Origin of the sequence: Tenacibaculum piscium, from assembly GCF_021390755.1 — a bacterium.
Classification (GTDB): Bacteria; Bacteroidota; Bacteroidia; order Flavobacteriales; family Flavobacteriaceae; genus Polaribacter; species Polaribacter piscius.
In genome coordinates, this window is the sequence record NZ_JAJGWR010000003.1 from 65,277 (window position 1) to 80,190 (window position 14,914).

Here is a 14,914-nt window from a genome sequence, read left to right on the forward strand (position 1 = left end):
TTTATTGAATACTAATTTTTTTACTAATTTGAGTTGCTCCAGATTGCACTTTTACAATATAAATTCCTGTTGATAAACTTGGTAAAGAAACTGTTTTCATTGAAGTTGTTATTTTTTTCATGAATACTTGTTTTCCAATCATATTGTATAAAATAACCGTTGCTTTTTTATCTAAACCATTTATAATGAGTGAATTATTAGCTTTATAAACACTCAATTTTGATTTTAAAACAATCGTATCAGGATTTAAGTTTGATGAAGTTTTCGTGTGTACATAAAAACGCCCTGAACCTCCAGAAACTGTCGCTTTATATTCACCGCCGTTGCTTAATTCCGTTACTTTATTCGTTTCTTTATCCTCTAAATAAACGTTTAAATTTTCTGGTAAATTCATCGCTTTTGCTGAAAAAACAATTTCCCTAGCTTCCGAAGTTTTAATTCCTACTGGAATTATTGTTCCTGAAATTTTTTCTTTATTTACACATTGTAACATAAAATCGGTATCGGTATAAGTTCCGTCTGCTAATTTTGTGTAAACACCCACTTTCGATTGTCCACCATCAAAATATCCTGCATCGTAACCAACATCTAAACCATCATTTGTGTTTGATAAATATTTAATTTGAGTAGTTTTACTAGTATTTCCTTTTGATTTTTCATCAGAAATTGTTAAAGCTACCGACGTTTGAACTGCTTGCCTTGAACTTGATGATTGTTGATGTAATAACATCGCGGGCGTAAAATTAACAACACCATTTGTCGTTGCCATTTGCACAAAAAATCCTTGTCCTGGTTTTAATCGACTTGGTGAACTTGTATTATTTACAACATCATAATTTTTTGTGGTATCATTCCAAAAATACAATGCAGCATTCGTACTTTTTAAATTTGATGAATTTTCAGATAAAATACTATTTGCTCCACTATTAGCATTAAGATATGCCGTGTACGGATTCGAAATCATTTCAAATGTATTATTTGCGTTTCCTGTTGCGGTATATTGAACATTATCAGTAGTTATTGTTCCTCTAAAATCAACTGTTCCTGCCGTAGTTTTTTTGATGGCATACGCTTTTGCAGTATCAAAACTCCCCCACGATAAGGTATTTTTATAATATATCCAAGGAGCTGTATTTCCATTTTCATAAATTCCTAATCCTTTATGATTTGGATTTACTGTTCCGCTTACCAATGAACTATTTGTTACAAAAGATGCAACATCTTGCCCAACAACTGGCGAACCTACTAAGTTCCATTTGTCAGAAACATAACTTTTATAGGTTGCTTTTCCTGTTACAGAATTGGTAACTTTTAAACTTCCATAACTATTTACATCTGATTCAATAGTTAAATTATCATTTGTAATAATATTTTCAGCCGTTAAATTTGCCGATGGCGAAATTGTTAAACTTGCTGAATTTTCAATAGTAATATCTTTAGCATTCGCACTATTTGAAATTACAGGATAATTTGTTGCTCCATTAAAAACAAACGCATTTAAAGTATTTGTTGGAACGCCATTGCTCCAGTTACTTGTGGTATTCCAAGAAGTATCTGTTGCTCCTATCCAATTAGTTTGTGGTAATGGTGGTACTGAACCAAATTCATATGCTCCCATATCTACGGTTGTGTTATGTATTCTTTGGTTTCCTACTAAATCGGTGGTTGTACCTGCTGGTATTTTAGCGTTATCTCCTGCATCTATAGCTGGTGAACCTGTTTGTAAAGTAAAATCTGTGGCACTTGTAAATAACGGATTTGCATTACTTACGTTTGTTTTATTTGCAGTAGCTATTACTGAAAAACCGTCTGAATCAATACTGTTAAAAACATTTACTGTGTTCATCGTATAGTTTAACCCAGAAACTGATTTTGAAGTTATACCACCAATAGTCGTATTACCCCAAAAAATACAATTAGACATTTCAACAGATATAGGAGAGCCTGCAGATTCTTCTTTAGTTACCCCTATGGTTGCTCTATTAAAGTTATTTAATCCACTAGAAGTACCTAAATCTGAATTATTTACATAAGTGTTATTTATCAGTTTAATACTTGTTGTATTCTTACCATAAGAAAAAGCAACTCCTCTAAACATACCTGCACTACCTGCTGATCCATTATTTCCAGTTCCTATGTTTTTTGAAATATTCCCTTTAAAAAGAGAATTACTTATGATTGCAGAATATGCATATCTTCCTCTTTTACTGTAAGAAAGAGCTGCGCCTCCTTTTGCTAAATTATTTTCAAAAATACATCTATCTATAATTAATTTATCTCCAGTTCTATATGCTTCATAAAACAAACCAGCACCGTAACCTGCAACATTATTTTTTATAATAGAGTTTTTTAAAGTTAACCCTTTTGTATATCCTCCAGCAGGTAACGATATTCCAGTACCAGTACTATTTCCAGATGAGTTTCCACCAGAAATTGTAAAACCATCTATTACGGCATCATATCCATTTATTTTTACAACATTCAATGAGTTATCACTTCTTGTTGTATTACCAAAAGTTATATTAGCATCATCATTAGCCATTAAATCTCCAGATAAAATAGTTTCATTTGTTGTATTTACACCTACTAAATTTCGTTCTGATAATAAACTTTCTGTTCCTTTAAAACCTCCATAAATCGTTACATTTTTTTTACTTATTTCAAAGTTTATTAATTTATCACTAGCATCAGGAATATAAGTACCTTTTGCGACCCAAACTTCATCGGCATCTTTTACCTTCAACAATGCGTCTTGTAAATCTGTATAAGCATTAATCCATGATGAACCATCATTAGCTCCAGTAGCATCAGCCTTCACATAATAACGCCCATCTGTTCTAAATTCTTTTTCTAAAGACCAATTAGAACTTGGAGCATAAACAGAAGTACATTTAGTTCTATAATAAACATTGTAAAAACTAGAACTACTTAGGTTTAATATATTATAGCTTCCTGTTCTTACATCATTAATAATAGTATAATTAGCAAAAGGCTCATTTTTTAATCCATAAGCTATATCGTAAGTTCCAGCATCTGTCCAAGTAACATCTGCAGAATCTTCTGTAATATTCGCTATAGAAAGATTTGTAATATCTGGTGAAAAACAAAAACTATAACCTCCCAATTGAGCTAATTGGGTTACTTCTGTTTGAGTTAAAATTTTATCATAAAAAAATAAATCATCTAAATTACCTGAATACTTATTTGTAGTTGGTAAAGTATTGTATTTATTACTTGCAACCTTAAATGGTGTATTCGCATTAATTCCTCCCGAACCGTACATTCTATAATGGTTTCTACCTACGACTACTGTTTCTTTAACAGTATCAGTAAATACATCTATGTTAAAATCAAATTTTTTATTATCTGATGCTTTTACATATTTAATATTCACAACTATATGATGCCAATTATTATCTGATATAGGCTTACTAAATAATTCATCAAAATCCCAATTAATAAAAGGTGTTCCCAAATCATAATATTGATTTCTACCAGAAACGCCTATTTTACCATCTTTTAAATAAACATTAAAACCTATATTATCTTTTTGTTCAAAAATAATTCTTGAATTTGAGTCATTAGTACTTGTTTTTACCCAAAAACTTAAAGCTATCTGAGAACCAAAAGAAAATTTATTAGCTGTTAAATAGTCTCCATTTAAACTAATGGCATTATTTACGGTATTAAACCTGTCATTAATCTTTGTTAATGCAGTTCCTGTTTGCAAAAAATTGTTTCCATTTGCAGCATCTGTTAGCCCCCCTTCTGTAAACTGATACATTGCTTGTAGACTATTTATCGGTATTTGTGCAAATGTAACACTACTTATTAAAAGCAATAATAGTAATATATTTTTTTTCATGATAAATTTATTTTTAAATTTAAAACGAAAATAAAATGACTATTTAACCTCTCTACTTAAAAGTTTCCGAACGCTACAATATTGTTTCCGAACAAATTTTCAATCCTCTTAGAGAACCTAATATTATAATAATTGACACTTTTTTTTCATAGTTATTAGAGCTTGTTTTTTTACTCTTACTTACAAAGCCACCTTATCAAGTGCTAAAAAGTTTCTCGTAGCTTATGAATTGTAAAAACTAAAGGATAATAATTCATTTTCAGATTATCGTATTCGATTATGGGCATTTGCTATTCTTTTTAGTTTCCGAAAAATGATATAACAAGTATTTACATCTTTAAAAAATTGATTCTAAAATTATTAATGCATCAATTTTTCGAAATTTTCTTTATAAGTTTTACCAACAGAAATTATTTTATCAGTAAAAGTAAGAAGTTGTTTTTCTTTTTTTGAATAGCTATTTATATGATTAATATTTACCATCCAAGAACGATGTACTCTTGTAAAAAAATCTTTATCACTTAATAAATTTTCATAATAATTTAATTTTTTAGCAACCATAAATTCCTTACCATTTGTAGTATAAATTACGCTGTACATTCTATCTGCTTGAATACAAATAATGTCAATAATATTTACAATTACATAATCTGTTTTATAAGGTATCGCTATTATTGTAAGTTGTTTTTTATTTTGTTGTAATAATTCAACTCTGGTATTTAATTGCTTATTTTGAATATTTATGACTACTTTTTCAACAGCTTTTTGCAACAAATCAACCGCGATTGGTTTTAATAAATAATCTATTGCGGTTACTTGAAATGCTTTAATAGCATAAGTATCGTAAGCGGTTACAAAAATTACGTGAAAGTTGATTTCATTAAATTCTTCTAATAATTGAAAACCATTTTTTTGAGGCATTTCAATATCTAAAAACACGATTTGAGGTTGGTATTTTTGTATTATTTGTACTGCATCATCAACATTAGAAGCTTCTGAAATTACTTCTACTTGCTTACAAAAAGCACCTAGTAAATAGCGTAAATTTTCTCTTGCGTTAATCTCATCATCAACAAGTACGGCTTTTATTTTTTTCATTTTATCATATATTTTTAATCTATATACGGTATTTTTAATATGACTTTAGTTCCTTCTTCAATTTTTACATATTTAAAACCAATATCTGTTTTATAATAGTCTTTTAATAGCAATAATCTATCTTGTATTGCTTTTGTTGAAAATGATTCTTCTTTATTATTTAAGGTATTTATTTCTATAGAAGCTTTAATTCCAATGCCATTATCTACAATTTCACATTCAAAAACTTCTTTTTGAGAAAAAGAAATCGTTACTTTTTTTATTCCTGATGTTTTGTGTAACAAACCATGTTTTATAGAATTTTCAACAAAAGGCTGAATTATCATCGAAGGTATTTTAATGTCTTTAATATTTTGATATCCTATTAAAACATATTCAAAATCATCTCGAAAACGTAATTTTTCTAACTCTAAATATTTTGTTAATAAGGATAATTCTTCATCAAAATACACAAAACTTTTTTCACTCATATTTAAGTTTTCTCTAATTAGCGACGCAAATTTTGTTAGATAATTATAGGCTTCATGTTTGTTTCCTTTTAATACTAAATTTTGAATTGAATTCATCGCATTAAACATAAAATGCGGATTCATTTGTGCTTTTAACGATTTTAACTGTAAATATACTAATTCATTCTTTTTTTTCTCTTCTAATTGTTTGTAGGCTTCTTTTAACTTTACTTCATTTTTTTGATTTAATAATTGTGAATAGTTCAGTATCACATAAGATCCTATAAAAACAGCAAGTAATAGAATCGGATTTAACATATCAGAAGGATATATACTTGGTATTAATTTATAAGGAATATAATATAAGAGCCAGCACAATATCATTATTGAGATTGTTATTTGCTTTTTATCAATTAAAATAAGAGCGACTAATGGATATATAAAATAAAAATTTTCCATCATTCGAGATGGTTCTATATAATTTGCAAAAATAAAAGTTACCGTTATAAGTACTATTATAAACAATACTCTAGCATAAATATATTTTCTATTTTTTTGCAATAGATAAACTGTAATAATTGCTAAAAACGAAAAAAAATGTACTACAATGCTTTTGTTCATTTTATTTGAAAAAAACGGATCAAAAAACATAAAAGTACAGATTAAAATTCCCCATGTTAAACAAAATACATTTAACAGTTTTATTTTTTTATGTTCGTTTTCATTATTGTTGTAAACCCCAATATTTACAACGATTTTATATGCTTTTTTCAAAAAAAATAGTATCATTTTATTTCAATTATTTGTATGACATTTTAAGTATTACTTTAGTTTTAAAGTTTTCTTGGATGTATTTAAAGTGTATTTTTATATTATAAAAATCTTTTAATAAAGCGACTCTTTTTTCTATTATTGCTGTTAAAGATACCTCTAAGTTCATTTTATTATTATCTTTCATTTCAATGGATTTTGCAATCCCTATTCCGTTATCTATTATGGTACAAACTAGCATTTTATTTTCATGATGAAACGTAATTTTCAACTCTCTCAATTGATTTATTTGATGTAAAAGTCTGTATCGAATAGCTTCTTCAACAAAAGGCTGAATAATTTGCGATGGAATTTCAATATTTTTATTATTTTCTAAATTTTCGATGGTATAATAAAAGCTATCACCAAAACGCAATTTTTCAAGTTCTAAATATTTGTTTAAAATGACTAATTCAATATCTAAACTTGTAAAATTTTTATTGCTGATTTTTAAATTTTCACGCATTAAAACAGCATATCTTGTTAAATAATCATAGGCATCTTCTTTATTATTTTTGAGAATTAAATTCTGAATAGAGTTGATAGTATTAAACATAAAATGCGGATTCATTTGTGCTTTTAATGTTTGTAATCTTAAAAGAGCCAGTTCATTTTCTTTTTGTTTTTCGAGTTTAGCGTAAGCTTTTTCTAATTTTATTTTACGTTTTCGTAGTTTCTTTTCTTGTTTTTTATTTAATTGTTCGGAATAGTTTAAAATAACAAAAGTTCCTAAAAAAATACAGAATACCAATACGGGCAAAATCATATTTTTAGGATACATATTTAAAAAAAGATTCGGGATAAAATACAATCCGAAGCAAAGAAGTAAAAACAACATATTAATCCATTTTTTTTCAATGAATAAAATACCGACCAAAGGATATAGAAAATAAAAATTTTCAATCAACATTAAAGGTGTTGTAAAGTTGGCGAATATAAATGTGATGGAAATTATAGCAATTATAAAAACAATTCGAGCTATATGATAATTTTGTAAAAATTGTAAATAAAAAATACCTGTGATAATAACATACGAAATTCCATGTAAAATCAAACTTCCATATAATTCTCTTTCAAAAATCAAATCAAAAATGGTGATAATGACAATCATTACCGACCAGGTAATACAAAAAGCGTTTAAGAGTCTTATTTTTTTAGCTTCAACCGATTTTTTTTGAGGAACACCTATATTTAATAAATAAGAGTATGTGTTTAAAATTTTATTCATGAAGCTATTTTTTTTAAATATCGTTTTTTTATTTCAAAACAATTCTATTTACTTTACGAATACTACAATCTAGTTTCCGAACGTTTTATTTTGATTTTATTGAGCATTTTTTTTCATAAATATATCACAGTTAATAAGTTCTTAACTATAAAACAAAAAAAAACGCAATCAAATAAATGATTGCGTTTTAATATAAAAAGTGTCAAAATATAAAGTATAAAATATACTTAAAAGTTAAAATTACTTAACTTCTTCGAAATCTACATCTTCTACATTATCAGCTTGTGCATCAGTTTTTGGCTGTGCTTCTTGCTGAGCTCCTGCTGCACCTTTATCAGCATACATCTCTTCAGATGCCGCTTTCCAAGCTTCGTTAATTGTTGCCATAGCAGCATCAATTTGTGCTAAATCTTGTAATTGGTGTGCTGTTTGTAATTCAACTAAAGCGCTTTCAATTGGTGCTTTTTTATCATCTGATAATTTATCACCAAATTCTTTTAATTGCTTTTCAGTTTGAAAAATCATAGAATCAGCTTCGTTGATTTTTTCAGCAGTTTCTTTTGCTTTTGCATCGGAATCAGCATTTGCTTCTGCTTCTGCTTTCATTTTTTCGATTTCTTCTTCTGATAATCCTGAAGAAGCTTCGATTTTAATATCTTGTGTTTTTCCTGTTGCTTTATCTGAAGCAGATACTTTGATAATTCCGTTTGCATCAATATCGAAAGTTACTTCAATTTGAGGAACACCTCTTTGTGCTGGTGGAATATCTGTTAATTGGAAACGACCGATAGTATTGTTATCAGCAGCCATTGCTCTTTCCCCTTGTAAAACGTGAATATCTACAGATGGTTGGTTATCAGCAGCAGTAGAAAATACTTGTGATTTTTTTGTTGGAATAGTCGTATTTGCATCAATTAATTTGGTGAATACGTTCCCCATTGTTTCAATTCCTAAAGATAAAGGCGTAACATCTAATAATAATACGTCTTTTACATCTCCTGTTAAAACTCCCCCTTGAATAGCCGCTCCTAAAGAAACAACTTCATCAGGATTTACGCCTTTACTTGGTGATTTTTTAAAGAAATTTTGAACAGCTTCTTGAATTGCAGGAATACGAGTAGAACCTCCAACTAATACAACTTCGTCAATTTCGTCGATAGTTAAATCAGCATTTTTTAAAGCAGTTGCACAAGGCTCAATAGTTCTTTTGATTAAATCATCAATTAAAGCTTCAAATTTAGCTCTGGTTAATGTTCTAACTAAATGCTTAGGTCCTGAAGCAGTAGCAGTAATATAAGGTAAGTTAATTTCTGATGAAGTTGTGCTAGATAATTCAATCTTCGCTTTTTCAGCAGCTTCTTTTAAACGTTGTAAAGACATTGGATCTTTACGTAAGTCCATATCTTCCTCAGCTTTAAATTCTTCAGCTAACCAGTTGATAATTCTTTCATCAACATCATCTCCTCCTAAATGCGTATCACCATCAGTAGCTAATACTTCGAAAACACCGTCTCCTAATTCTAAGATAGAAACATCATGTGTTCCACCACCAAAATCAAAAACAACGATTTTTTTATCATCATGAGATTTATCTAAACCGTACGCTAAAGCAGCTGCAGTTGGTTCGTTGATAATTCTTCTAACTTTTAAACCAGCAATTTCACCAGCTTCTTTTGTCGCTTGACGTTGTGCATCGTTAAAGTATGCTGGTACCGTAATTACAGCTTCAGAAACATCTGTTCCTAAATAGTCTTCCGCTGTTTTTTTCATTTTCTGTAAAACCATGGCAGAAATTTCTTGAGGCGTATATAAACGACCGTCAATATCTACACGTGGAGTATCATTATCACCTTTTACAACGCTATAAGGTACTCTTGCTACTTCTTTTGAAGACTCAGAGAACTTATTTCCCATAAAACGTTTAATAGAATAAACTGTTTTTGTAGGGTTCGTTACCGCTTGTCTTTTTGCTGGATCACCAACTTTACGCTCTCCACCTTCGATAAATGCAACGATAGATGGTGTCGTTCTTTTTCCTTCTGAATTAGGGATAACAACTGGTTCATTTCCTTCCATTACAGAAACACATGAATTTGTGGTTCCTAAATCAATTCCTATAATTTTACTCATAATACTTATTTATCTTAAATTTTTAATTCAATTTTACAGGTTGTATTAGTCAAAGTGTGTGCCAACAAGCTATAACTTTTATTTTGGCAGAAAATTTATCGTATTAGCCACATTACGAACTGTAATAAATGACATTATGTCATTATTTTTAATTTATTTTCTCAACTTATTTTTGATGTAGCTTCTTATTTCTTGATTATGGTCTAATTATCTTCTGATGATTTTTTAAGATTATTGCTATAATTTTAGATGTCTCTAATTTACAGAAATGCTTTTAATTTCAACTAATTATGGATGTTAATAAATTATTATCTCTTTAAATAAGAGATTGTAAGAATGTATTTTAACAAAAATAACGGCTAATTTTTAATTTATTTTTAGTGTCGTTGTAAAAAAATTTAGTTATCATTAACAAAAAAATTATACATTTGTGTTATGGATTTGAACAAAGATACAGCAAAAAGAACAGCAGAACTTCTGCTACAAATAAAGGCGATTAAATTAAGCCCAAAAGCACCATTTACTTGGGCTTCTGGTTGGAAATCACCAATTTATTGCGATAACAGAATTACGTTATCTTACGTACCTGTTAGAAATTTTTTAAAAGAGCAAATAGCTAAATTAGTTATCGAAAAGCACGGCAAGCCAGATGTTATTGCAGGTGTTGCTACTGGTGCGATTGCCATTGGTATTTTGGTTGCTCAAGAATTAGGTGTTCCTTTTATATATGTTCGTCCTGAGCCTAAAAAACATGGACGTAAAAATCAAATTGAAGGACATTTAGAAAGTGGACAAAACGTAGTAGTTATTGAAGATTTAATCAGCACAGGAACGAGCAGTTTAAATGCTGTAAAAGCATTAAAAGAAGCCAATGCAACCGTTAAAGGTATGATTGCTATTTTTTCGTATGGATTTGCTATTGCTGATGAAAACTTCAAAAATAACAACGTATCACTTACCACATTGAGTAACTATAAATATTTACTCGAACAAGCATTGGATAGTAAATATATCACCAGTGAAGAGCGAACAATGTTGGAAGAATGGAGAGCTGCTCCTAGCGAGTGGAAACAAAATGAAAAATAAGACCAAATATAAAGAATATGACTATTGAAGGAAACAAAGTAATTGTAAAAAAATCTACTAAAGAAATTTTTGATTTTCTATTAAAATTAGAAAACTTTGAGCAACTAATGCCAGAAAACACTCAAAAATTTGAAGTTGATGGTGATAGTTTTATTTTCGGATTAAAAGGGATGCCAGAAATAAGATTGGTCATGAAAGAAAAAACCGAATATTCAAACATTACTTTAGGAGCTGCAAGTAGCAAATTACCGTTTACTTTATCTTCTGATATTTGTAAAATTTCTGAAAATGAAAGTGAGGTTGTTTTAAATTTCAATGGTGATTTCAATCCGATGATGGCAATGATGGTTAAAAAACCATTAACAAAATTTATTGATACCTTAACAGAAAATATTTCAAAATTATAAACTAATTAAGCAAATGAAACTTCTTTAATTCCAAATTCTTGAATCGTTTCGTTTTCTAATTCAATTTGAAGGTTTCCTATTTTCGAAACTCCGATAATTTTACCCATAAATAAAGTGTTCTGAGTTGTTTTAAACATACTCGGAACATTTTTTTTGTACAAAACACTCAAATAGTCATTTTCTAAAAGTTGATATTCTTTTTGATGTAAGATTTCTAACTTTTTCGCTAGACTTACTAAGATTTTATCTAATAAGAAATCAAGGTCAATATTGTTATCAATATCAGGATTAATAACTTGTTTTTTAGCTAACATTTTTTTGATAGATGACGCATTTGGTAAATCTTTAGGGAATTTATTTTGATTCACATTAACACCAATTCCTATTATAGCGGTATTAATTTTATCGGTAATTAAAGAATTTTCAATTAAAATACCTGCTATTTTTTTGTTTTCTGACAAAATGTCGTTCGGCCATTTTATTGTCAATCTCGATAGATTAAAGGTATTAATCGCCTGATAAACGGCTAAAGAAACAGCATAATTTAAATACTTATAATCGGCTACAAGAAAATCATCAAACTTAGTGTAAACACTGAAAGTAAGTGCTTTACCTGCTTGTGAATTCCAGCGAGTATTCCGTTGTCCTCTCCCTGCGGTTTGCTTTTTTGCAACAACGACCGTAAGATTATCAAGCGCTACTTTTGATGCCATATCCTTCAAAAAAGAATTGGTAGAATCAATGGCATTAAGTTTGATTATTTTCATATAAGTTTTGTGAATAAAACAAGTGCTAATATTAAGCATAATACTCGCAAAAATATAATAACTTTGCTAAAAATATAATTTTTTTGATGACTAAAAAACAAGCAAGCACAGACGATTTAATTGCTGTGATTATAAAAGGGATTGAAGAGGTAAAAGGAGAACACATCCAATTACTAGATTTAAGAGAAATAGAAAACACTGTTTGCGATTATTTTATAATCTGCTCAGGAAATTCAAACACACAAGTAAGTGCAATTTCTGGTTCTGTACAGAAAATGGTAAGTAAAGAACTTAAAGATAAACCTTGGCATATTGAAGGACAAACAAATTCTGAATGGGTTTTAATGGATTATGTACACGTTGTTGTTCATGTTTTTCAAAAACAAATACGTGATTATTATGATATTGAAAGTCTTTGGGGTGATGCTAAAATTACAGAAATTAATACATTATAGTTCTTAATAGTTTAGACCATTGTTTATGAGTGATAAGAAAAAAAATGCTCCAAAATTTACGTTTAATTCATTTTGGATATACGTTCCGATATTAGTAATCCTAATAGGATTGAGTTTTTTAAATTCGAGTAATTTAGGAACTCGTAATATTTCAAAAAACGAGTTTAATAAAATATTACAACAAAACGATATTCAAAAAATCGTTATTGAAAATAATAATGTCGCTCAAATTTTCTTAAAAGCGGAAGCTGAAAAAAAAGAAGCACATAAAAAAATAACAACGTCTCCTTTTTATAGAAAAGGAGCGCCGTTATACACCTATAATTTTGGAGATTTACAAAATTTCGAAAATGAAATCAAAAAAGAAAAAGCCGATAAAAATCTCGATTTTGATAGAAAAAATGTAGAAGCAACAAGTTTAATAACCACCTTGTTTGATTTCTTACCTTTTATTTTATTGATTGGTATTTGGATTTTCTTTATGAAAAAAATGTCTGGTGGTGGCGCTGGAGGTGCTGGTGGCGGTAGTCAAATTTTTAACATTGGTAAATCAAAAGCAAAACTTTTTGACGAAAACACCAAAGTAAAAACAAGCTTTAAAGATGTCGCTGGTTTGGAAGGTGCTAAAGAAGAAATTCAAGAAATTGTAGATTTCTTAAAAACTCCTGAAAAATACACTAAATTAGGAGGGAAAATTCCTAAAGGAGCCTTATTAGTAGGACCTCCTGGAACAGGAAAAACATTATTAGCAAAAGCCGTAGCTGGTGAAGCTGGTGTTCCTTTCTTCTCTTTATCTGGTTCTGATTTTGTTGAAATGTTCGTAGGTGTTGGAGCTTCTCGTGTAAGAGATTTATTTAAAAAAGCACAAGAAAAATCACCATCAATTATATTTATTGACGAAATTGATGCTATTGGTCGTGCTAGAGGAAAAAATAATATGACTGGCGGAAATGATGAACGTGAAAACACGTTAAATCAGCTTTTAACAGAAATGGATGGTTTTGGAACTGATACTAATGTTATTGTTTTAGCAGCCACAAACCGTGCCGATGTATTAGATAGTGCCTTAATGCGTGCAGGTCGTTTTGACCGTCAAATTTATGTAGATTTACCAGATTTACACGAACGTAGAGAGATTTTTGAAGTACATATCAAACCCTTAAAATTAGCTAAAAATGCTGATTTGGAATTATTAGCACAACAAACTCCTGGTTTTTCTGGAGCTGATATTGCAAATTTATGTAACGAAGCTGCTTTAATTGCCGCTAGAAACAATAAAGAAGCTATTGAACATCAAGATTTCTTAGATGCCGTTGATAGAATTGTTGGTGGTTTAGAAAAGAAAAATAAAGTAATCACTCCTAAAGAAAAAGAAGTTATTGCTTTTCATGAAGCAGGTCACGCTACCGTTAGCTGGATGTTAGAACATGCAGCCCCCTTAGTAAAAGTAACTATCGTTCCTCGTGGGCAATCGTTAGGTGCTGCTTGGTATCTTCCTGAAGAACGAAAAATTGTGCAAACAGATCAAATGCTAGACGAAATGTGTGCTACCATGGGTGGTAGAGCTGCTGAAAAATTAATCTTTAATAAAATTTCAACAGGAGCTTTAAGTGATTTGGAAAAAGTAACCAAACAAGCACGTGCAATGGTTACCGTGTATGGTTTAAATGAAAGAGTCGGTAATATTACCTATTATGATTCATCTGGAAATGACTCTTTTGTAAAACCTTATAGTGATGATACCGCTAAAGTTATTGATGAAGAAATCTCTAAAATGATTGAAATTCAATATCAAAGAGCCATCGATCTTTTAACGCAACACAAAGATAAACTTAGCCAATTAGCAGCACTTTTACTTGAAAAAGAAGTAATGTTTAAAGCCGATTTAGAAAAAATATTTGGCGAAAGACCTTTTGAAATTAAAGAAACTAAGGAAATAAAAGAAAATAAAGAAAGTAGAGATCTGAAAGATCTTTAATCAATTTTTAAAAATTATTTTTATTTGAATTATCTGATGAATTAGATGAATTTTTTTAAGAAAATATATAACTCATTTAAAAAACCATCTAGCGATGAATTAACCAACCAACAGGAAGTTAATTTGTCGCTAGATGATTCCTTTGTGCATAATTTTATCAATAAAGGTGGTAAATTTTTGTATTGTACTTCTATCGATGAAGTATCTATGAATTTAATTCAAATTTTACAAGAAAATAATTGGTACACAATTAGCTGTTCCGATTTTAATTTACTGAAAATAACCCAAAAAATAGGAATCAATACTCAGGAAAAAACAGCCAAAACAGTTCCCTTTTTCACAACCTGCGAACATTTAATAGCAAGTAATGGTGATATTTTATTTTCTTCAAATCAGTTAGGTAGTGAAAAATTACCTTCTCACTCAGAAGATTTTATTGTGTATGCCACCACTAGCCAATTAGCAAAAAATATGAGCGAGGGATTAACGGGTATCAAAACACAATTTAGCGGAAATATCCCTACAAATATTTGCTCAACAACAAATTATAAAATAGAAGTTGAAGACGGAAGTTTTTTAAGTTATGGTAACAGTAACTCCAAAAATTTATACCTACTTCTCTTTGAAGATTTATAAAGAAC

Annotated in this window: 11 protein-coding genes; 5 read left to right on the forward strand and 6 right to left on the reverse strand. The window is 29.3% G+C overall.

All coding sequences use genetic code 11. The annotated features are described in order from the left end of the window. Nucleotide 1 precedes the first annotated feature (1 nt). The 5 genes from L0U72_RS06510 to dnaK form a co-directional block, all read right to left on the reverse strand. Nucleotides 2-3,865, reverse strand: a complete 3,864-nt coding sequence (locus L0U72_RS06510) for a choice-of-anchor Q domain-containing protein (protein WP_233898711.1) — start codon at nucleotides 3,863-3,865, stop codon at nucleotides 2-4. 360 nt (nucleotides 3,866-4,225) lie between these two features. Further along, on the reverse strand, nucleotides 4,226-4,963 hold the full coding sequence (locus L0U72_RS06515) for a LytR/AlgR family response regulator transcription factor (protein WP_233898712.1): 738 nt from the start codon (nucleotides 4,961-4,963) through the stop codon (nucleotides 4,226-4,228). Nucleotides 4,964-4,977: 14 nt separating this feature from the next. Further along, nucleotides 4,978-5,874: a sensor histidine kinase gene (locus L0U72_RS06520; RefSeq protein ID WP_233898713.1), complete on the reverse strand. Its 897-nt coding sequence runs from the start codon at nucleotides 5,872-5,874 to the stop codon at nucleotides 4,978-4,980. Between the two features lie 337 nt (nucleotides 5,875-6,211). Continuing rightward, complete coding sequence (locus L0U72_RS06525; RefSeq protein ID WP_233898714.1) at nucleotides 6,212-7,450, reverse strand: sensor histidine kinase; 1,239 nt, start codon at nucleotides 7,448-7,450, stop codon at nucleotides 6,212-6,214. A gap of 240 nt (nucleotides 7,451-7,690) precedes the next feature. Then, entirely contained in the window at nucleotides 7,691-9,580 is a 1,890-nt protein-coding gene (dnaK, locus tag L0U72_RS06530; RefSeq protein WP_101916561.1) for a molecular chaperone DnaK, read from the reverse strand. 435 nt (nucleotides 9,581-10,015) lie between these two features. Here dnaK and pyrE point away from each other — a divergent pair, with 435 nt between their 5' ends. Further along, the gene (gene pyrE / locus L0U72_RS06535) at nucleotides 10,016-10,666 is read left to right on the forward strand and encodes an orotate phosphoribosyltransferase (RefSeq protein ID WP_193699774.1); all 651 of its coding nucleotides are present in this window, start codon (nucleotides 10,016-10,018) and stop codon (nucleotides 10,664-10,666) included. 17 nt (nucleotides 10,667-10,683) lie between these two features. Beyond that, nucleotides 10,684-11,073 carry an SRPBCC family protein gene (locus tag L0U72_RS06540; RefSeq protein ID WP_233898715.1) on the forward strand — a complete coding sequence of 130 codons (390 nt, stop codon included), beginning with the start codon at nucleotides 10,684-10,686 and terminating at the stop codon, nucleotides 11,071-11,073. A gap of 5 nt (nucleotides 11,074-11,078) precedes the next feature. On the opposite strand, the gene L0U72_RS06545 is transcribed toward L0U72_RS06540, so the two are convergent. Then, the gene (locus tag L0U72_RS06545) at nucleotides 11,079-11,840 is read right to left on the reverse strand and encodes a biotin--[acetyl-CoA-carboxylase] ligase (RefSeq protein WP_233898716.1); all 762 of its coding nucleotides are present in this window, start codon (nucleotides 11,838-11,840) and stop codon (nucleotides 11,079-11,081) included. A gap of 86 nt (nucleotides 11,841-11,926) precedes the next feature. On the opposite strand from L0U72_RS06545, the gene rsfS reads away from it, so the two are divergent. The 3 genes from rsfS to L0U72_RS06560 are packed head-to-tail and all read left to right on the forward strand — an operon-like array spanning nucleotide 11,927 to nucleotide 14,909. Beyond that, nucleotides 11,927-12,295 carry a ribosome silencing factor gene (gene rsfS, locus L0U72_RS06550; protein ID WP_101916565.1) on the forward strand — a complete coding sequence of 123 codons (369 nt, stop codon included), beginning with the start codon at nucleotides 11,927-11,929 and terminating at the stop codon, nucleotides 12,293-12,295. Between the two features lie 25 nt (nucleotides 12,296-12,320). Next, entirely contained in the window at nucleotides 12,321-14,273 is a 1,953-nt protein-coding gene (gene ftsH, locus L0U72_RS06555) for an ATP-dependent zinc metalloprotease FtsH (protein WP_233898717.1), read from the forward strand. 45 nt (nucleotides 14,274-14,318) lie between these two features. Then, nucleotides 14,319-14,909 (forward strand): hypothetical protein, encoded by a 591-nt coding sequence (locus L0U72_RS06560; RefSeq protein WP_101916567.1) that lies wholly within the window; start codon nucleotides 14,319-14,321, stop codon nucleotides 14,907-14,909. Nucleotides 14,910-14,914 lie beyond the last annotated feature (5 nt).